Genomic DNA, 20,041 nt, shown 5'->3' with positions numbered 1-20,041 from the left:
GGCAGACAGTTCAGGTCCCCGGTGTCCCGGCATGCCCAGCGCCGCCACCGAGAGGAAGACCGTTGCCCGCTCCGCGCGGCCCGCGCCGACGCAAGGCCCGCCGCCGCGCCGACATGCCCCTGCTGGGCGGCGCGCGGCCCCCGATAGCGGCCCTGCTCGCGCTGCTGCTGGCGGTGGCGGGCACGACGGCGCTGCTGCTCGGCGACCGCGGCGACACGGCCGCCGACACGGCCGTCCTCACCTCGCAGCAGCACGTCGCGGAGGACGGCGCCCTGTCCCTGCGGGCGTCCCTCGACGAGAGCATCACCGACCTCGAACGCGCCGCCGCCCAGTTCAGCGGCACCGGGTCCGCCGCGCCCGACACCGTTCTGGACAGCCTCGGCAAGGTCTACAACAAGTGGCGCGGCACCGCCGTCGTCGACCCCGCGGGGGGCACCCTGCTCGCCGCGCGCGGCGAGAACATCCCCCTCGCCACCGTCCTCAAGGGCCCTGCCGCAAAGACCGGCGACAGCGGCGGCGCCAAGGACGACAAGGACGGCATCCTCGGGCCGCGCCTGGTGAAGCTGCCGTCCGGCGAGACCCGGATGCTCGTCGTCACCGCGCTGCGCGGCGGCGAGGGCACCCGGCTGCTCGTCGCCTCCGGCACCCTGAACGTTCCGGGCATCTCGGCCGACGAGGACCGCTCCCTGCTGGTCGTCGACTCCGCCGGCACCGTCCTGGCCAGCGACGGCCCCTCCGTGGCCCGTAAGTCCTGGGCCCGCGAGGCCCGCAGGACCGCCGCCGCGGAGTCCGCGAAGACGCCCGAGGCCGCCGGCGGTCACCCCGGCGCCAGCGGCCACCTCATGGGCGAGCGCCGCGGCGACGCGCGGACTGTCGTGGGCTACGCCGCCGCCGGCCGGGCCCCCGGCGAGAGCAGTGCGGCCGGCGCCCTCGGCCTCTCGGTGATCACCTCGGTCAAGGTCACCGGCGACCCCACGGCGGTGCGCACCCAGACGTTCGGCCTGGCCGCCGCGGGCATCCTGCTCGTCCTGGCCGTGCTGGTGGTGTGGGTGCTGCTGCGCACGATCCAGCAGCCGCTGCTGCGGCTGTACCTGGAGAGCCGCAGGCTCGCGCGCGGGGATCTGGACCGGCCGGTGCGCCGCTTCAAGGGCAGGGAGGCCGCCCGGACCGGTGCCGCCCTGGAGAGCCTGCGCGGCCAGCTGCTCGGCGGCCGCCCCACCCGCGCCGGGCGGGCGCGCGGCGGCTTCGGCACGCGCTCCACGGTCGTGGTGTGCGCCCTGGTCCTGCTCGCCTGGGCGGCGCCGCTGCTGCTCTTCCTCAACCGGCCCGGGGGCAGCGTCTCCGTGCCCCGGCAGCTCGTCGACGACCAGCGCCGCCGTACCGACACCGCCTCCGACCGGGTGCGCAAGGCGCTCAACGAGGGCTGGGCGGACGTGGCCTCGGTCGCGCAGACCTTCGCCGCGGGCGCCCGCACGGGCGATGCGGCCCCCGCGGACGGCAAGGACCGGGCGGCCGCCGACCGGGCCGTCCTGGAGAGGACGCTGCGCGAGCACGGCCGCTACCGCTCGGTCTATGTGATCGACGGCAAGGGGGAGGTCCTCTCCCGCGCCGGTGACTCCCCCCGCCACCCGGCCGGCAAGCCGCCCCGCGCGGACGGCGTCGCCCAGCTCACCACCTCCGGCAAGGAACCCGCGGTCGCCGCCTACGCGGCCGTGCCCGGGGCCGGGGGCCGGGCCGTGGTCGGCGAGTACGACACGCAGTTCCTGATCTCGATGGTCACCCGGCCCGGCCTCGGCCAGGTCTGGCTCGTCGACAAGGAGAACCGCATCCTCGCGGCCGACCGCAACCACGGCTTCCGGGCCTTCTCCGCCCTGCCCTCCGGCCACCTCGACGCCCTCGCGGACACCGCCCGCAAGCACGACGGGAGGACCACCGGCACCGCCACCCTGCACCGCGCGGGCGGCTCCTCCGACATCGCGGCCGCCGCGCCCTTCACCGGCGGCGGAGCGGTCCGCGACCTGGACTGGCAGGTCGTCAGCTCCCAGCCGACCTCGTGGCTGGAGCTGCCCGAGTACACCGCGCAGCGGCGCACCATGCTCGCCGGGCTGCTCGGCGTGAGCGCCGCCGTGGCCTGCCTGGGCTGGCTGCACATCGTCGTCGTCCGCCCGCTGCGCGCCCTCGCCGACCGGGCCGAGGCGCTGGCCGGCGGCGACCGGAGGACCGTGCTCTTCCCCCAGCACCACGACGAGGTCGGCGCCGTCGTACGGAACCTGGAGCTGATCCGGCAGCGCCTGGCGCGACCCTCCGGAAGGAACTGACCACGTGCTCTTCCTCTACACGGTCCTCGTGATCTGCTGCGCCGTCGTGCTGGTCGCCGGGATCGTCGAACAGCGCCGCCACTTCACCAACCTGGACCTCATCCCCACCCGGGTGCTCGTCAACGGCATCCGCGGCAAGAGCTCCATCACCCGGCTGTGCGCGGGCGCGCTGCGCGGCGGCGGGCTGGTCACGGTCGCCAAGACCACCGGCACCGCGGCCCGCTTCATCCACCCGGACGCCACCGAGGAGCCCGTCTACCGCAAGTTCGGCATCGCCAACGTCGTCGAGCAGATCGGCATCGTGCGGCGCGCCGCCGCCTACCGCCCGCACGCCCTGGTGATCGAGTGCATGGCCGTCATGCCGGCGCTGCAGGAGGTCAACCAGACCAAGCTGATCCGCTCCACCATCGGCGTGCTGTGCAACGTCCGCGAGGACCACCTCGCCGAGATGGGCCCGACGCTCGACGACGTGGCCCGTTCCCTGAGCCGGTCCATGCCGGTGGGCGGCATCTGCGTCACCGCCGAGCGCGACCGGCTGCACATCCTGCGCGAGGAGGCCGCCAAGCGCGACTGCCGGCTGATCGCCGTCGACCCGGAGACGGTCAGCGACGCGGAGCTGCGCGGCTTCAGCTGGTTCACCTTCAAGGAGAACGTCGCCATCGCGCTCGCCGTCGCCGAGCTGCTGGGCGTCGACCGGGCGACCGCCCTGCAGGGGATGTACGACGCGCCGCCGGACCCCGGCGTGCTGTCCGTGGAGCGCTACCTCACCCCCGAGGGCATGCCGTTCCGCTTCGCCAACATCTTCGCGGCCAACGACCCCGAGTCGACGCTGATGAACGTCGAGCAGCTGCTGAGCCTCGGCGCGATCGAGCGACCGCTGCACGTCCTGATCAACTGCCGCCCCGACCGGGTCGAGCGCAACGGCCAGATGGGCGAGCTGATCCCCCGGCTCGCCCCGGAATCGGTCTTCCTGATCGGCCACCCGACGAAGAGCGCCGCCGATGCGATCCCCGCCGAGTGGCGCGACCGCATCGTCGACCTCGGCGGCGACCGTCGCGACGCCGCCGAGCTGGAGCGGGAGATCCTGGACCGGCTGGGCCCCGGCGCCTCGCTGATCGCCATCGGCAACATCCACGGCCAGGGCGAGCTGCTGCTGGAGCGGCTGGCCGAGCTGCCCGCGGACGAGACGCCACAGACACAGCAGTCAAAGCAGCCGGAGGAGCCCCCGGTGTACGTCCCGACGTACATAGAGACCACAGGAGACTTCCGTTGATCCCCGCCGTCCTCACTCCGGAGATCGCCGCCATCGGGATCGCCCTGGGCCTGCTGTTCTCCCTGGTCTGCTACCTGACGACCAACCTCTCCCCCGGCGGCATGATCACGCCGGGCTGGCTGGCCCTCACCCTCGTCGAGGACCTGCAGCGGGCGGCGATGGTCGTCGGCATCACCGTGCTGACGTACCTGGGGACGCTGCTGCTGCAGCGCTACGTCATCCTGTACGGCAAGCGCCTGTTCGCGGCCGTCGTGCTGACCGGCGTGGTGCTGCAGGCGACGCTCTACGTCATCCTCCAGCAGCAGTTCCCGCTGATGTACGCCAACCAGACCCTCGGCTTCATCGTCCCCGGTCTGATCGCCTATCAGCTGGTCCGCCAGCCGCGGGGCGCCACCCTGCTGGCCACCGGCACGGTGTCGCTCGCCAACTACGTCGTCCTGACCGCCGGCATCCTGCTCGGCTTCATGCCCACCGCCTGACCCCGCCACCACGGAGCGCAGATCCATGTCCCGGAAGTCGACGGACCGCAAGAAGCCGAGGGCCCGCAAGGGGGCCGGTGGCGCGGGCGGCCGCCGCGCGCTGCAGACGCTGGTCGTGCTCGGCCTGCTCGGCACCAGCGCCTACCTGACCGTGGAGCTGCGCGAGAAGCAGCAGGGGACGGCACCGCCGGTCGAGTCCGTGGGCGCCGGTGCCTCCGCCGGCCGGGCCGTACCGGCGGGCGAGCGCCGCTTCGAGCGGCTGACCAACCCCGCCCGCACCGTCGTGCGCTCCGCCGACGGCGGCGTGCTGGCCACCTTCACCGACAACGCCCGTACCGCCGTGCTCACCGGCCCCAGCCGTACCTTCGCCGAGGCCAAGTTCACCTCGGCGAAGGTGGTCACCGACAGCTGGGTGCGGCTGCTGCCGGAGGCGTGGAAGGAGGGCGCGGAGAAGGGCTCCTGGTTCAAGGAGTGGTTCGACAGGAGCCTGGGCAGCAAGGACCCGGACATCCTCGCCATCTCGATGGAGTACCTGGACGGCGCGCCCGTGAAGAAGGACGCCCGGGGGCTGGCCTACGCGGGCGACGCCCAGTTCGGCCCGCTCAACCCGAGCGGCTCGGTCGCCGGCGACCTGCGCCTGGAGCAGTCGGACTTCTACGACTACCTGGGCATCCCGTACACGTTCCGCGACGGCACCGTCGAACGCCCCGAGCCGCAGCGGCTGCGCGCCATGGACTGCTCGGGCTTCGTCCGCACGGTCTACGGCTACCGCGCCCGCTACCCGCTGCTGGGCAAGGACGCCAAGGGCGACGGGCTGCCCCGCACCGCCAACGGCATGGCCCGCTTCTCCCCCGGCGTGCCGGTGCTGGAGCTGACGGACAAGCGGCCGGCGGGCATCGACCGGCTCCAGCCGGGCGACCTGGTCTTCTTCAAGATCGACCGGCGTACCGGGGACCGCCTCGACCACGTCGGGATCTACCTGGGCCTGGACACCGACGGCAAGCCCCGCTTCGTCTCCAGCCGCGAGGAGGCCAACGGCCCCACCTTCGGCGACAAGGGCGGCACCGCCCGTCTGGACGGCAACGGCTTCTACGCGGCCGGGCTGCGCAGCGCCAAGCGGCTCTGACCGCGAGGCGCCCGCCCGGGGCGCGGCCGGCTCAGACCCGCTCCCAGGCCCCCAGGGCCAGCCCGCGGGCGTCCGTGCGCTGGCGGGCCACGCGCAGGCCGCCGTCCGGGGCGATGACGGCCGCGACCACGCGGCCTTCGGCGTCGAGGGCCAGCGCGGGAGCCCCCACGCACTCCTCGCCCGTCTCGGACCAGGAGGCGTCCGCGGCGGGCTCGTCCTGCGCGGCGTACGCGGCCAGGGCCGGCAGGCCCGAGGCGGAGCGCTGGGCGAGGACGGTGCACTCCTGGCCGTCCAGGGTGGTGCGCAGCACGGCGACCGGTCCGGTGCCGTCGGTGCCGAGGGAGGTCAGCGCGACGGGGGCCGGGGACCCGGCGGTGTCGGGGGCCTCGGGGTCCGGGGCGGCGGGGTGCTGGACGTGCAGCACGCCGTCGGCGCCGGCGCGCCAGAAGTGGCTGATGCGGCCCTCGTCCGCCGGGGCGCAGGTGAAGGCGGCGGGCTGGGTCTTGGCGGCGGTGTCGGGAACCCGCTTCATGGGGCCGCCGGGCTGCTCCTGGCGCCAGCGCAGCACGCTGTCGGCGGTGGAGGCGAGGAGTTCGACGCGGCCGTCGGCGCTCACGCCCGCGGCGCCGGTGTCGAGGACGCGGCTGCCGTGCAGGTCGAGCCAGGGGCCCCAGATGCCGCGGGCGTCCGTGCGGCGGCCGCTCACGCCGCGGCCGGCGTTGCGGAAGTAGATGTGCAGGCCCACGCGGTCCGCGACGGCCGTGGGGGCGCCGATCTGGTCGGCGCGCTCCCAGTCCTGGCCGTAGGGCGTGCCGATGGAGCGCCAGGTGGTCAGCGCGCGGCCCGTCTGGAACTGGGTGGCGTAGACGACGTCGGTCTCGGCCCGGCCGTCCTCGTGGGCGCGGCGGCGCACGCCGACGAGGGAGACGTATCCCTCGGCGCTGCGGGCTATCGAGAGGTAGGGCTCCAGGCCGGGCACCTCGAAGCGCTGGGGTCCCGTCCACGGTCCGCCGGGGCGCATCTCGGTCCAGCGGACGATGCCGCCCGGGGCCGCGGCGTAGGCCGTCAGCCGGCCGTCCTCGCCCCGCAGCAACCATCCGGTCGTGGTGGCCGTCCGCACTGCCATGACTCGCTGACCAGCCTCTCTGGGGCCCTGGGCCCTCCTTTGTGGGCCCTCGACAATAACACTGTGCCCGGCTCCGGATTCCGGGCGCAGCACGGCGTGCGAGGCTGTCGCCATGACGCCTGTTCTTCTTGTCGTGGATGCCGCGAATGTCGTCGGCTGCGTGCCCGACGGCTGGTGGCGCGACCGGCTGGGCGCGGCGGAGAGGCTGCGCGACGCCCTCGCCGCGTACGCGGTGGACGGGCTGCCGGCGGGGGTGCCCGTCCCGTCGGCCGGGCCGCTGGAGATCGTGCTGGTGGTGGAGGGCGCGGCCCGCGGGGTGGGTGCCGTGCCGGGGGTGCGCGTCGAGGCGGCCCCGGGCAGCGGGGACGACCGGATCGTCGAGGTGGTGGCCGCCCGGACGCCCGGGCGGCCCTGCGTGGTCGTCACGGCCGACCGGGAGCTGCGGGCGCGGGTGCGGGCCCTGGGCGCCGAGGTGGCCGGTCCGCGCACGGTCCGGCCGTAGGCCCGGGGCCTTCGGGCCCCGGGCGGCCGGTGGGTCAGATCCCGGGCGGCTCCGGGCGGCGCGGATGCCCGGCCACCCGGCTGGAGCGGCGGCCGTAGAGGAGGTACACGACGACGCCGATGAGCATCCAGACGGCGAACCGCACCCAGGTCTCGGCGGGCAGGTTGAGCATGAGCCACAGCGAGGCGGCCACGGACAGCACGGGGACGAAGGGCACGAACGGGGTGCGGAAGGCGCGCGGCAGGTCGGGCCGGGTGCGGCGCAGGATGATCACGCCGAGCGCCACGACGACGAACGCGAAGAGCGTGCCGATGTTGACCAGTTCGGCCAGCACGTCGATCGAGGTGAAGCCCGCGACCACGGCGACGACCACGCCGAGCAGGATCGTCGACCGGTAGGGCGTGCCGTAGCGGGGGTGGACGATGGAGAAGAAGCGCGGGAGCAGGCCGTCGCGGCTCATGGCGAAGAACACCCGGCTCTGGCCCAGCAGCAGGATCATGCAGACGGAGGTGAGGCCGACGACCGCGCCGAAGCTGATCAGCCCCGCCCAGAAGGGGTGGCCGACGACCTTGAAGGCGTCGGCGAGCGGTGCCTTCGTGGAGAGCGTGTCGTACTTCTGCATGCCGGTGACGACGATGGACACGGCCACGTAGAGCACCGTGCAGATGGCGAGCGAGCCGAGGATGCCGCGCGGCAGGTCGCGCTGGGGGTTGCGGGTCTCCTCGGCGGCGGTGGCGACGATGTCGAAGCCGATGAAGGCGAAGAAGACGACGGCGGCGGCCGAGAAGATGCCCATGACGCCGAAGTTGGACGGGGTGAAGCCGAACATCACCTGTACGAGCGGGGCGGCGAGCCCGCCCGCTTCCTCGGCTCCCTTGGCGGGCGGGACGAACGGGTGGTAGTTGGCGCCGGTGATGAAGAAGGCGCCGACGAAGATGACGATGAGGACGACGGTGACCTTCACCGCGACCACGACCGCCGTCACCCGCGAGGACAGCTTCATTCCGGCGACGAGGATGCCCGTCAGCAGCAGGACAAGGGCGGCGGCGAGGATGTCGAAGCCGAAGGCGCCCTCGTGCACCCCGGCCAGCTCCTGCGGCAGGTGCCAGCCGGCGTTGGCCATCAGCGACTGGATGTAGCCGGACCAGCCGACGGCCACCACGGCGCAGCCCAGCGCCAGCTCCAGGACGAGGTCCCAGCCGATGATCCAGGCGGGCAGCTCGCCGAGCGAGGCGTACGAGAAGGTGTACGCGGACCCGGCCACCGGCACGGTGGAGGCGAACTCGGCGTAGCACAGTGCCGCGAGCCCGCACACGATGCCGGCGAGGACGAAGGCCAGCGCCACCGAGGGCCCGGCGTTCTCCTTGGCGACCTTGCCGGTGAGGACGAAGATGCCGGTGCCGATGACGACACCGACGCCGAAGACGGTGAGGTCGAAGGCGGAGAGGTCCTTGCGTAGCGCGTGCTCCGGCTCCTCGGTGTCCTGGATGGACTGCTCCACCGTCTTGGTCCGGAACATGCTGCTCCGGCCGCGGCCGCTCCGGACGGGATGCTCTGTGCTCATCGGCTCACCTCCACGCTGCTCGGCTCCACTCGGCCTCCCTGAACCGGTCGAGTGTGCGCGATGATCCGGGCCCTGCAGGGGCGGCGACAGCCGCCCCGTCCAGGATTCACCCGATGGAGGACAGGCGCATCCATGCCGAAGGGCCGACCGGACCACCCGGAAAGGGGTGGCCGGCCGGCCCTGGACGAACGGGCGTGCGCGCTGCGGTCAGTCGCGTACGGCCTCGGCGGGCTCCCCGGCGGCGGCCTCGGCCGCCTCGTCGTCGAAGCGGCCGTCCAGCTTGGCGACGAGCCCGGTGACCTGACGGGCGATGTCGGGGGCGGTGAGCCCGATCTCGGCCATGATCTCCTTGCGGGAGGCGTGGTCGAGGAAGCGCGGCGGGATGCCGAAGTCGCGCAGCGGCAGGTCGACGCCCGCGTCGCGCAGCGCCTGCGCGACGGCCGCGCCGACGCCGCCCACGCGGCCGTTGTCCTCGACGGTGACGACGACGCGGTGCTTCGCGGCGAGGCCGGGCAGGGCCTCGTCGACGGGCTTGACCCAGCGGGGGTCGACGACGGTGGCGGAGATGCCCTGCTTGTCGAGGAGGTCGGCGACCTCCAGGCACATGGGGGCCAGCGCGCCGACGGAGACGATGAGGACGTCGGGCCGGGCCGTGCCCTCGGCGGGCTCGCGGAGGACGTCCATGCCGCCGACGCGGCCCACGGCCTCGACGGCCGGGCCGACGGTGCCCTTGGAGTAGCGCACGACGGTGGGCGCGTCCTTGACCTCGACGGCCTCGCGCAGCTGGGCGCGGACCTGGTCGGCGTCGCGCGGGGCGGCGATGCGCAGACCGGGGACGACCTGCAGGATCGACATGTCCCACATGCCGTTGTGCGAGGCGCCGTCGTCACCGGTGACGCCCGCCCGGTCCAGGACGAAGGTGACGCCGCACCGGTGCAGGGCCACGTCCATCAGCACCTGGTCGAAGGCGCGGTTGAGGAAGGTCGCGTAGACGGCGAAGACCGGGTGCAGACCGCCGGTGGCGAGGCCGGCCGCGGACGTGGCGGCGTGCTGCTCGGCGATGCCGACGTCGTAGACGCGCTCGGGGAACGCCTTGGCGAACTTGCCCAGGCCCACCGGCTGCATCATGGCCGCCGTGATGGCGACGATGTCCTGGCGCTCCTGGCCGAGCTTGACCATCTCGTCGGCGAAGACCGAGGTCCAGCTGGCGCCGCCGGAGGCGACGGGCAGGCCGGTGTCGGGGTGGATGGCGCCGATGCCGTGGAAGCGGTCGGCCTCGTTCTGCTCGGCGTGCTTGTAGCCGCGGCCCTTCTGGGTGAGGCAGTGCACGAGGACGGGGCCGCCGAAGCGCTTGGCGCGCTGGAGCGCGGACTCCAGGGCCTCGATGTCGTGGCCGTCGATCGGGCCGACGTACTTCAGGCCGAGGTCCTCGAACATGCCCTGCGGGGCGATGAAGTCCTTCAGGCCCTTCTTCGCGCCGTGCAGCGTCTCGTAGAGGGGCTTGCCGACGACCGGGGTGCGCTCCAGCAGGTCCTTGCCGCGGGCCAGGAAGCGCTCGTAGCCGTCGGTGGTGCGCAGGGTCGCCAGGTGGTTGGCGAGGCCGCCGATGGTGGGCTCGTAGGAGCGCTCGTTGTCGTTGACGACGATGACGAGCGGGCGGTCCTTGGCCACGGCGATGTTGTTGAGCGCCTCCCAGGCCATGCCGCCGGTCAGGGCGCCGTCACCGATGACCGCGACGACGTGGTCGTCCTTGCCGAGGACCTGGTTGGCCTTGGCGAGGCCGTCGGCCCAGCCCAGGACCGTGGAGGCGTGGCTGTTCTCGATGACGTCGTGGTCGGACTCCGCCCGCGAGGGGTAGCCGGACAGGCCGCCCTTGGCGCGCAGCTTCGAGAAGTCCTGGCGGCCGGTGAGGACCTTGTGGACGTAGGACTGGTGACCCGTGTCGAAGAGGATCTTGTCCTTCGGCGAGTCGAAGACGCGGTGCAGGGCGATGGTCAGCTCGACCACGCCGAGGTTGGGCCCGAGGTGGCCACCGGTCTTGGAGACGGCGTCGACGAGGAAGGTGCGGATCTCCGCCGCCAGCCGGTCGAGCTGCTCCGGGGTCAACCGGTCCAGGTCGCGCGGTTCCCTGATGCGGGTCAGCAGGGCCACCCGTGCCTCCTTCATCGAAGCTGTCGGCTTATAGAAGCTGCAGAAGCTTTCATAAGCTTCTAGATCCGTCGAGTCTAATCTTCCGCCCGCTGTGGCGATGAACGGGTGATGCGACCGGCATCGCACAATCGGTCCAGCGGGGCCCCAAACCGCCCGAAAGGGCAGGGGTGGGCCCCGGACGCGCCGGTCCGGGGCCCACCCGTTCGTACGTACGAGCCCTACGCCCGTCCGGCCGTCTTCTGGGTCCGGCGGGAGAGGGAGTCGATCACCACGGCGGCCAGCAGCACCGCGCCGGTGATCATGTACTGGACCGCCGAGGCGATGCCCAGCAGGGCCATGCCGGAGGCGATGGACTGGATCACCAGCACGCCCAGCAGCGCCGACCAGGTCTTGCCGCGCCCGCCGAAGAGGCTGGTGCCGCCGATGACGGCCGCCGCGATGGCGTTCATCAGCAGGCTGCCGGCTCCGGAGGACTGGTTGGCGGCGTTGATCTGGGAGGCCAGGAACATGCCGCCGAGCGCCGCCATCGTGCCCGAGAGCGCGAAGACGGAGATCCGGACCGCCGCGACGTTGATGCCGGCCCGGCTGGCCGCCTCGACGCTGCCGCCCAGGGCGAAGACCTTCCGCCCGTAGGACGTGCGGCGCAGCACGAAGTCCAGCGCGACGACGATCCCGATGAAGATCACCACGGCCAGCGGCAGGCCCTTGTACTGGTTGAACAGCCACGCCACCACGTAGGCGGGCACCGCCAGGGCGACCGTCCGCAGCACCAGCTCGCTCATCGGGCGGCTGGGGACGCCGGCCGCCTCGCGCCGCCGGCTCTCGCGCCAGGAGGTCAGGAAGAAGCCCGCCACGGCCAGCGTGGCCAGCCCGTAGGCCGCCGCGACGTCGCTGAAGTAGTGGTTGGTCAGCCCGGCGACCAGCCCCGAGTCGTCGAGGTTGATGGTGCCGTTGGAGCCCAGCACCTGGAGCATCAGGCCGTTCCAGCCGAGCAGGCCGGCCAGGGTGACGACGAAGGCCGGCACGCCGATGCGGGCGAAGAAGAACCCGTGCAGGGCGCCGACGAGCGTGCCGGAGAGGATCGCCAGGACCAGGGCGAGCCACTCCGGCATGCCGTGGTTGACGTTGAGCACGGCGAAGGTCGCCGCGGCCAGGCCGCTGACCGAGCCCACGGAGAGGTCGATCTCCCCGAGGATCAGCACGAAGACGATGCCGACGGCGATCAGGCCGGTGCCGGCGGCGGTGACGAAGAGGTTGGAGAGGTTCTCGGCGCCCAGGAAGGCGGAGTCCTGCAGCTGGAAGACCAGGCCGATGACGAGCAGCCCGACGACCACGGGCAGCGAGCCGAGCTCGCCGCTGCGCAGCTTGCGGCGGAACTCGCCCCAGTAGCCGGCGAAGCCCTCCTCGCGGACGAGCAGGCGCGGGTCGACGGCGGGGACGGCGTCGTGGGCGGGGGCCTGGCCGTTGCCGTCGGCGGCCGGCTCGGGGGACGACGTGGGCAGCTTGGTGGTCATGCGCCCGCCTCCTTCTCGGGCTCGTCGGCGTGGTCGGCCGGGATGCTCTTCGCCGCCTCGCCCGCCGTGCCGGCCTGGGCGGCACCGGCGGCCTCCGCGGAGCGGGCACGGCGGCGGGTGACGGCGTTGTCCGTGGCGCCCGTGATGGCGGAGATGATCTCTTCCTGGGAGGTCGTCCGCACATCGAAGGTGCCGTTGTTGCGCCCGAGGCGCAGTACCGCGACCCGGTCCGCGACGGCCTTCACATCGGCCATGTTGTGGCTGATGAGGATGACGCCCAGGCCCCGCTCGCGCAGCCGCTCGACCAGGTCGAGGACCTGCGCGGTCTGTTCGACGCCGAGGGCGGCGGTCGGCTCGTCGAGGATGACGACCTTGGGGTCGCCCAGCAGCGAGCGGGCGATGGCGACGGTCTGCCGCTGCCCGCCGGAGAGCGAGGCGATCGGGATGCGGACGCTGGGGATGCGGATGGAGAGGGTGGAGAGCAGCTCGCGGGCGCGGCGCTCCATCTCCACCTCGTCCAGCACTCCGGCGCGCACGATCTCGCGGCCGAGGAAGAGGTTGCCGACGACGTCGAGGTTGTCGCACAGCGCGAGGTCCTGGTAGACGGTCGCGATGCCCAGTTCCTGGGCGACGTGCGGCCGGTCGACGGTGACGGGCCTCCCCTCCCACTCGACGACGCCGTCGTCGGCGGGTCCCACTCCGGCGATGGTCTTGACGAGGGTGGACTTGCCGGCGCCGTTGTCGCCGACCAGGGCGACCACCTCGCCGGGGTGGATCTCCAGCTCTACGTCGGTGAGCGCCTGGACGGCACCGAACCGCTTGGAGACTCCGCGCAACGCCAGCACGGGCGTAGCGGACACGTGAATCATCTCCTTCACCGCCTCGACGAGGCGGCAGCCTGGGGGCTTACTTCAGTCCGGCCTGGTCGCACTGCGCCTTGTACTTCTCGGTGCAGATCTCGTTCAGGGTGAAGAAGCCCTCCTTGCCGACGTACTGGCCGATGTCCGCCTTGGTCAGCGCGAAGGGCGTGACGATCACGGCGGGGATCTTCTTCTGGGTGCCGCTGTCGACGGTGGACTTGGCGACCGCGTCGGTGCCCTTGCCCTGGGCGAGGGCGACGGCCAGCTCGGCGGCGGCGTCGGCCTCGGGCTTGTACGGCTTGTAGACGCTCATGAACTGCTCGTCCGAGAGGATCCGCTGGACGGCGGAGAGCTCGGCGTCCTGGCCGGTGACCGGCGGGAGCTTGTCGAAGCCGGCGCTCTTGAGGGCGGTGATGATGCCGCCGGCCATGCCGTCGTTGGCGGAGTAGACGCCGACGATCTCGTCCTTGCCCAGGGAGGAGATGGCGCCCTTCATGTTCTCGTTGGCGTTCTCCGGCTTCCACTCCTTGGTGTCGTACTCCTTGCCGACCTTGACCTTGCCGTCGAGCACGGAGTGGGCGCCGTCCTTGTACATCTTGGCGTTGGGGTCGGTGATCGCGCCGTTCATCATCACGATCTGGCCCTTGGAGGCGTTGTCGCCGAGCTCCTTGAGCAGCGACTCGCCCTGGATCTTGCCGACGCGCTCGTTGTCGACGGAGGTGTACGCCTTGACCGGGCCCTCGGCCAGGCGGTCGTAGGCGACGACGGGGATGCCCTTGTCGTTGGCCTTCTTCACCGAGCTCGCGATCGACTTCGCGTCCACCGCGTCGACGATCAGCGCGTCGACCTTCTTGGTGATCATCGTGTCGACCTGCTGCTGCTGGACCGAGGCGTCCTGCTTGGCGTTCTCGTAGAGGACGACGGCGTCCGCGCCCGCCAGTTCCTTGATCTTCTTTTCGATCAGCGGCTTGTCGAAGCGCTCGTAGCGGGCGGTCTGGTTCTCCGGCAGGAGCAGCCCGATGGTCAGCGGGCCCTTCTTGTCCTGCTTCTTCTCCCCGCCGTTGCCGGCCTCCTTGGCGCTGCCACAGGCGGCGAGAGCGACGGCCATCGATACGGCGGCCGCGGCGACGGCTGCACGACGCAGATGCGAGTTCATATTGCAGATACCTCCCTGACGAGGCCGCGTCGTTGCGGCCGAGGTGGCTGGAAGTCAACTCGGCCGCCAAAGAAGCGTCAAGAAGTAAATTCTTAACGAGATGGCAACGATGCCATTCGTTATCTGTTTGAACTCAAGAGACGCGCGCGGGTCTATCGATTCAGGAGGGGCGCATGAGCGGGCAGCGTTTCGTCGAGCAATGACGAATCGCCCATTTCGCTGAGGACGAGCGCCAGGGCACCCAGCACCTCGGCGCGGCCGCCCAGGGCTCCGGGCACGACCTCCAACTGCCGGGCGGCGCTGGGGATCGCGTACCGCGAGACGGACTCGCGGATGGGGGCGAGCACCAGCTCGCCGGAGTCCGCGAGGTCGCCGCCGAGCACGACCCGGCTGGGATTGAGCAGATTGCACAGGTTCGCCACACCGCTGCCGATGTGCCGGCCGACGTCCGAAATGACCCGTCGGCAGCCCGGGTCGCCCTCCTGCGCGAGCCGCACCATGCGGGTGACGGTCAGGTCCGCGCCGTGGGCCGAGTGGAGGAGCGGCAGGACGTACCGGGCGGCGGTGAACGTCTCCAGGCAGCCGCGGTTGCCGCACCGGCACACCGGCCCGGACTCGTCCAGGGTGATGTGGCCGATCTCGCCGGCGGTGCCGCCCGGGCCGCGGTAGATCTCCCCGTTGATCACCAGGCCGGCGCCGACGCCGCTGGCCACCTTGATGTAGGCCAGGTCGCGGGCGCCGCGGCCGGCACCCCAGACCAGCTCGCCGAGGGCGCCGAGGTTGGCGTCGTTGTCGACGTGCACCGGGACGTCGAGGCGGGCGGCGAGGTCGTCGCGCGGGTTGGTGCCCGCCCAGCCCGGCAGGATCGCGGTCGAGCCGAGCACGCCGGACTCCACGTCGATCGGGCCCGGCACACCGAGACCCACCCCGACGATCTTGCGCGGGCTGATGCCCGCCGCCTTGATCAGGCTGGTGACCAGGTGTTCCGCACGGGCCAGCCCCTGCGCCGCGGAGGCGTCCACGTCCAGCGGCTCGGCCTCCTCGGCCAGCACCTGGTGGGCCAGGTTGCCGATGGCCACCCTCAGGTGGGTATGTCCGAAATCAACCCCTACGACGATGCCGGCGTCACCGGAGAGGGAGACGCTGCGGGCCCGTCGCCCACCGGAGGACGTGGGGGTGACCTCGACCGTTCCGCCGTCCTTGAGCTCCCGGACGATGTTGGAGACGGTGGCCGCCGACAGCCCGGTGGACCGGGCGATCTCCGCCTGGGTGAGCGACCCCGCCATGCGCACCGCGCGCACGACCCGCTCCAGGTTGGCCCGGTGCAGCGACGACTGCGACCCCGGAGTCTCCACGCCCATCCACTCCCGCCTCACCGGGGCGGCACGACCGCCGCCCCGCGGGCCGGACTGCAGCACTGGAGCCCGGCCATCCATACAACATGTGAACTCTAAGCTGAGCCGCCAGGGTTGCGTCCCGTCAAGGGCTTGACGCCGATCCCGGCTCCGGCACCGTTGCCGTACCGTGACCCACCGGCCCCGCCCGGGCTCGCACCCGACCACTCATCGTACGGAGCCGCTCACCCTCCCGGACGCCGAGGGGGGACCGGATCCCGCAGGCGGGGTAGCTCGAACGGGCGAATCGGCCGGGCGGCCGGCCCGCCATCCCACCGGTCCGGGCTTGTCCGCACTCCAGCGGTTCTGCGGCATGTTCATCCGACATAACCACCGCCGGGGGCGGTGCGGCGAGCTCCACGCCCCCGTGGTTCTGCCCGATAGTTGGGGGCTTCCGCGGCAAGGACGAACGGAGACCGGAGCATGTGCGAGCACCCTCAACTGGCCACTGCCGACTGGTGGTACACACTCCGGATCCCGGCGCAGACCTGGATGATCAGCCTCGTCCGGAGCTCGCTGCGCCTCGCCCTGCAGCGGCACGGCCGGCACGACCTCGCCGACACCGCCTGCCTGCTCGCCACCGAGCTGGTGACCAACGGCGTGGTGCACGCGAAGTCGCCGGTGACGGTCTACCTCAGCTGCCGCTCGCGCACCCTGCGCGTGGACGTCCACGACACCGGCCAGGAGGCCCCGGCGCGACGCGCCGCCGGGGTCGACGACGAGTCGGGCCGGGGCCTCACCCTGATCGACAGCTGCGCCACGGCCTGGGGGGTGACCCCCGCCGCACAGGGCCGGGGCAAGGCGGTCTGGTTCACCCTGGCGTGAGCGGGTGCCGCCCGTTCCGGCCGTTGTGGGGCGCCGGCCCGGTTCACCGGCCTATTTCAGGGCGCCGGCCGTCAGCCCGGCCTGGACCTGCCGCTGGAAGACGATGTACGCGGCCAGGACCGGCAGCATGGCCATGACCAGCCCGGCGAAGAGCCCGGACCAGTCGCCCTTGTAGCCCTGGCTGACCGCCAGCGCGACCAGCCCCTGCGGGAGCAGCTTCTTGTCCTCGTCGCCCACGTTGAGGACCGTGGGCAGCAGGTACTGGTTCCACTGGCCGAGGAAGTTGAAGATGCCGACGCTGATCAGGCCGGGCTTGGCCATGGGCAGCATCACCTGGAAGAAGGTGCGGGTGTGCGAGGCCCCGTCGATCAGTGCGGCCTCCGCGACGGAGCTGGGCAGCGTACGGAAGAAGCCGCTGAGGAAGAAGATGGTGAAGGGCAGCGAATAGGCGATGTAGACCAGGATCAGCCCGTGGTAGGTGTCGAGCAGCTGCATGTTCTTCATCACGAAGAACAGCGGTACCAGCGCGAGGATCACCGGAAAGCTCATGCCGCCGACGAAGAGGAAGTAGATGAAGCGGTTGCCGGGAAAGGTGAAGCGGGCCAGCACATAGGCCGCCATCGAGCCCAGCAGCATGGTGCCGAAGAGCGAACCGGCCACCACCACGACCGAGTTGAGGAAGTACTCGCCCATGTGCGCCTGCGACCAGGCGCGGCTCCAGGAGTCGAAGTTCAGGCTGCCGGGCAGCGCCCAGGGCGAGGTGAAGATCTCCCGGTCCGTCTTGAAGGCGCTCATCACCGCCCACAGCAGCGGCAGGGTGACCATGAGGGCCCACAGCACGAGCACGCCGTGCGAGAAGACGTTGAGGACCGTGCCCTCGCTGCCCATCCGCCCGCGCTGCGCGTCGGCGCGGGGCTCGTCGGCGGGCGGCGTCACGGCGCCCGCGCCCTCGGTGGGATCCGTCGTGACGGCCATCAGTACTCCAGTCGCTCGCGCCGGCCGAGCTTCATGACGATGCCCGCGAAGATCAGGGTGACGATGAGCAGGGCGACGCCGAGCGTGGTGGCGTATCCGGCCTGCCCGTCACGGAACGCCTTGGTGTAGAGGTAGAAGGACAGCACCTCGGTGGAGTAGTCCGGTCCGCCCGGCCCCACCGTCATGATCTGCACGACGGCGAACGAGTCGAGCGCCATGATGCCCATGTAGACCCAGCCGGTCTGGACGGTGTCCCACAGCAGCGGCAGGGTGATCCGGAAGAAGGTCTGGACGCGGTTGGCGCCGTCGAGCAGGGCGGCCTCGTAGAAGTCCCGCGGGATGGAGCTCATGCCCGCCGAGAACAGCACCACGTAGAAGCCGACGTTGCTCCAGACCATGACCGCCATGACGCACCACAGCGCGAGGGAGGGGTCGCCCAGCCATGCGGGCCGCACCGAGTCCAGGCCGATCGCGCTCAGGAAGGAGTTCAGGGCACCGCTGTTGGGGTTGTAGGCGAACTGGAACAGCAGGGCGACGATGGCGATCGAGAGCACCTGCGGGAAGAAGTAGACGATTTTGTAGAAGCCCGATCCGCGCACGCCGGCGACCGCCGCGTTCTTCCTGCGGCGGCCGCCGACGTTGAGCATGAACGCGAAGAACAACCCGAGACCGAGCGTGACCAGCGGCAGCACGAGCAGCAGCAGGACGTTGTGTCCCACGGACGTCCAGAACACGTCGTCGTTCCAGAGCCGCCGGTAGTTCTCGGTGCCGGTCACCCGGAAGTCCGGGCTCAGACCGGTCCAGTCCGTGAAGGAGTAGTAGACGGCCTGGACGAACGGCGAGATGACGAAGATCCCGTAGATCGCCAGGGGCAGGATCAGGAAACCCGCGATGAAGCGGTACTTACCGTGCTGCATGGCCACCGCTCACTTGTGCTTGTACTTCTTGACGGAGCTGTCCTTGGCCGTTTCGTCGGCGAATCGCTGGATCTTCGCGATGGTCTCGTCGGGCGTCATCCGGCCCGCCATCATCTCGCCGATCGCCGCGACGCCGATCTTCTCCTTCTGCAGGGCGACGTACCAGTCCTGGATGCGGGGGTTGACGACGTTCTTGCCGGCCTTGGCGAGCGCCTCCTGCGAGGAGGCCAGGCCCGGCGGCAGCGTGAGGCCGTCGGTGCCGCCGTTGAAGGAGGTGAGCGAGGAGACGGACTTGATGAAGTTCTGCGAGGACTTCCTGCCGAGCATGATGCGCAGCAGCTCCATGCCGCCCTGCGGGTTCTTGGCGTTCTTCGGCACGATGAAGGGCTCACCGCCGGACGCCCACAGGGTGCCGAACGGCATCTTGTCGCTCTTGTCGAGGCTCGACGGGGCGCCGACCGCCATCCGGAAGTCCTGGGGCGTGGTCTTCTTCGACTCGTTCTCCACCCAGGAGCCGTTGGGAAGGAACAGCGCCTTCCCCTCGTTCCAGGCGGTCTGCGACTCGATGTGGGTCAGGCCCGGGGTGCCCTGGAGGATGTAGCCCTTCCTGTACAGCTCGTAGTACGCCTCGAAGGCCGCCTTGACGGCCGGCGCCTTCCAGGCGTTGGGCTCCAGGTTGTCGATGTTGTTCAGCACCTCGACACCGCCGATCTTGGCGATGAAGGGGTAGAGGCTGAACGGCAGGTAGTACGGGTGCTTGCCCGCGTAGGTCCAGCCGGCGATGCCCTTCTTCTTCGCCGCTTCGCAGACCTTGAGCATCTCGTCCCAGGTCTCGGGGTACTGGGCGTCGAGCTTCTGGAGATTGGTCTTCGAGTACCAGACGCCGTAGACGGTGTAGGCGTAGTAGAGGATCCAGGTCTCGTTGCCGTCGAACTGCCCCATCTCCACGACGCCCGGGCGAAGGGTGTCGCGCACCTTCTTCGCCGGGTCGTCGTAGGAGGGCGCGTCCAGCAGGGTGTTGAGATCCGTCAGCTGCTTCTTGCCGACGAGGGTGCCCATGTCCATTTGCTTGGCACCGGAGTTGTCGATCAGGTCGGGCGGTGTGCCGCCGTTGAAGCGGGGCTGGAGCTGGGTCTGGATCTCCTGGGTGGCCGCGTGCTTCACCTGGGCGCCCGGGAACGCCTTGCGGTATTCGGCCTCCGCGTCCTTCGCGTACTGCTGGCCGAAGCCGCCGTCGAAGATGACGACGTCGAGCGGGGCGGACTCGTTGACCGCGAGCGGATTCCTGTCGGTCTTCCTGCCCTTGTCGACCTGCTTGTCGCCGTCGCCGCCGTCACCGCTCGCGCAGGCGCTCAGTGCGCTCACCGTCGGCACGGCGATCAGTCCGAGGGCGGCAGCCCGCTTGATGAGGTCGCGTCGGCTGAATGCGCGCCGGCTGAATTCGGGGGTGGATCCCATGCTCAAGTCCTCGCCTTCTCCAGGACTCAGGCGGTGTGGCGGTCTCCCCTTGCGCATTCAGCGGAAGCCGAAGGGCCCGACACCGCGGGTCAGTTGAAGCGTGGTGCTGGGTGTGCGCCGGAGTGACGTCCCCCGCGGCGTCGCGCCTGCCGCTGCCCCCCGGGTCCGGGCGGCGGCAACGGCCGCCCCGGACGCCGACAGGTATAGTCCACTCCGATCAACTGGGCAAGATCGTAAGCGCCTTCTCCCGCCAGTCTTTCCCGAGTTGAGACCTCGCCGACACCACCGGCGGACGGCCGGCGGCACGGCGCCGCACCCCCTCGGCCCACCTCCCCCGCGGGGCGCGACACCAACCCCGAGACCCTTGACACCACTGGTGTCGCACGAGCTACTTATCACTGCG

At 71.4% G+C, this 20,041-nt stretch carries 16 protein-coding genes; 6 read left to right on the top strand and 10 right to left on the bottom strand.

Annotated elements, in window-relative coordinates:
• The first annotated feature begins 62 nt into the window (after positions 1 to 62).
• From IE182_RS16345 to IE182_RS16330, 4 genes are read left to right on the top strand one after another with little or no spacing between them, the layout of a single operon-like run.
• Positions 63 to 2,318, top strand: coding sequence for a cache domain-containing protein (locus IE182_RS16345; RefSeq protein WP_229844859.1), 2,256 nt, complete (start codon positions 63 to 65; stop codon positions 2,316 to 2,318).
• Positions 2,319 to 2,322: 4 nt separating this feature from the next.
• A complete protein-coding gene (pgsB, locus tag IE182_RS16340; RefSeq protein ID WP_190110541.1) occupies positions 2,323 to 3,591 on the top strand; it encodes a poly-gamma-glutamate synthase PgsB in 1,269 nt (422 codons plus the stop codon).
• Positions 3,588 to 4,070 carry a poly-gamma-glutamate biosynthesis protein PgsC/CapC gene (locus tag IE182_RS16335; protein ID WP_190061494.1) on the top strand — a complete coding sequence of 161 codons (483 nt, stop codon included), beginning with the start codon at positions 3,588 to 3,590 and terminating at the stop codon, positions 4,068 to 4,070. The genes pgsB and IE182_RS16335 overlap by 4 nt, the downstream gene beginning before the upstream one ends.
• A 25-nt stretch (positions 4,071 to 4,095) precedes the next feature.
• Positions 4,096 to 5,196, top strand: a complete 1,101-nt coding sequence (locus IE182_RS16330; RefSeq protein WP_190110540.1) for a C40 family peptidase — start codon at positions 4,096 to 4,098, stop codon at positions 5,194 to 5,196.
• Positions 5,197 to 5,227: 31 nt separating this feature from the next.
• On the opposite strand, the gene IE182_RS32465 is transcribed toward IE182_RS16330, so the two are convergent.
• Entirely contained in the window at positions 5,228 to 6,322 is a 1,095-nt protein-coding gene (locus IE182_RS32465) for a PLL family lectin (RefSeq protein ID WP_190110539.1), read from the bottom strand.
• A 112-nt stretch (positions 6,323 to 6,434) separates the two neighbouring features.
• Here IE182_RS32465 and IE182_RS16320 point away from each other — a divergent pair, with 112 nt between their 5' ends.
• Positions 6,435 to 6,824, top strand: coding sequence for a PIN domain-containing protein (locus IE182_RS16320; protein ID WP_190110538.1), 390 nt, complete (start codon positions 6,435 to 6,437; stop codon positions 6,822 to 6,824).
• Positions 6,825 to 6,858: 34 nt separating this feature from the next.
• Here IE182_RS16320 and IE182_RS16315 read toward each other — a convergent pair whose 3' ends face one another.
• The 6 genes from IE182_RS16315 to IE182_RS16290 form a co-directional block, all read right to left on the bottom strand.
• A complete protein-coding gene (locus tag IE182_RS16315) occupies positions 6,859 to 8,388 on the bottom strand; it encodes an amino acid permease (RefSeq protein WP_190110537.1) in 1,530 nt (509 codons plus the stop codon).
• Positions 8,389 to 8,595: 207 nt separating this feature from the next.
• Entirely contained in the window at positions 8,596 to 10,539 is a 1,944-nt protein-coding gene (gene dxs, locus IE182_RS16310) for a 1-deoxy-D-xylulose-5-phosphate synthase (protein WP_190110536.1), read from the bottom strand.
• 218 nt (positions 10,540 to 10,757) lie between these two features.
• Positions 10,758 to 12,053: a sugar ABC transporter permease gene (locus IE182_RS16305; protein ID WP_190110535.1), complete on the bottom strand. Its 1,296-nt coding sequence runs from the start codon at positions 12,051 to 12,053 to the stop codon at positions 10,758 to 10,760.
• Complete coding sequence (locus tag IE182_RS16300) at positions 12,050 to 12,922, bottom strand: ATP-binding cassette domain-containing protein (protein ID WP_229844858.1); 873 nt, start codon at positions 12,920 to 12,922, stop codon at positions 12,050 to 12,052. Before IE182_RS16300 ends, IE182_RS16305 begins: the two co-directional genes overlap by 4 nt.
• 37 nt (positions 12,923 to 12,959) lie before the next feature.
• Positions 12,960 to 14,069 carry a substrate-binding domain-containing protein gene (locus IE182_RS16295; RefSeq protein WP_190110534.1) on the bottom strand — a complete coding sequence of 370 codons (1,110 nt, stop codon included), beginning with the start codon at positions 14,067 to 14,069 and terminating at the stop codon, positions 12,960 to 12,962.
• 152 nt (positions 14,070 to 14,221) lie between these two features.
• Complete coding sequence (locus tag IE182_RS16290) at positions 14,222 to 15,424, bottom strand: ROK family transcriptional regulator (protein ID WP_308103037.1); 1,203 nt, start codon at positions 15,422 to 15,424, stop codon at positions 14,222 to 14,224.
• A 462-nt stretch (positions 15,425 to 15,886) separates the two neighbouring features.
• On the opposite strand from IE182_RS16290, the gene IE182_RS16285 reads away from it, so the two are divergent.
• Complete coding sequence (locus IE182_RS16285) at positions 15,887 to 16,288, top strand: ATP-binding protein (RefSeq protein ID WP_190110532.1); 402 nt, start codon at positions 15,887 to 15,889, stop codon at positions 16,286 to 16,288.
• A 51-nt stretch (positions 16,289 to 16,339) separates the two neighbouring features.
• Here the strand turns inward: IE182_RS16285 and IE182_RS16280 are convergent, their stop codons facing one another.
• Genes IE182_RS16280 through ngcE form a run of 3 tightly spaced genes read right to left on the bottom strand, consistent with a single transcriptional unit; the run spans position 16,340 to position 19,638 of the window.
• Positions 16,340 to 17,263, bottom strand: a complete 924-nt coding sequence (locus tag IE182_RS16280; RefSeq protein WP_190110531.1) for a carbohydrate ABC transporter permease — start codon at positions 17,261 to 17,263, stop codon at positions 16,340 to 16,342.
• Positions 17,263 to 18,180, bottom strand: a complete 918-nt coding sequence (locus IE182_RS16275) for a carbohydrate ABC transporter permease (protein ID WP_190110530.1) — start codon at positions 18,178 to 18,180, stop codon at positions 17,263 to 17,265. The genes IE182_RS16280 and IE182_RS16275 overlap by 1 nt, the downstream gene beginning before the upstream one ends.
• Before the next feature lie 9 nt (positions 18,181 to 18,189).
• The gene (gene ngcE, locus IE182_RS16270) at positions 18,190 to 19,638 is read right to left on the bottom strand and encodes an N-acetylglucosamine/diacetylchitobiose ABC transporter substrate-binding protein (RefSeq protein WP_190110529.1); all 1,449 of its coding nucleotides are present in this window, start codon (positions 19,636 to 19,638) and stop codon (positions 18,190 to 18,192) included.
• Positions 19,639 to 20,041: the final 403 nt, after the last annotated feature.

Source organism: Streptomyces cinnamoneus (assembly GCF_014650495.1).
GTDB lineage: Bacteria > Actinomycetota > Actinomycetes > Streptomycetales > Streptomycetaceae > Streptomyces > Streptomyces cinnamoneus.
This window is presented reverse-complemented; position numbering and strand designations above follow the sequence as displayed.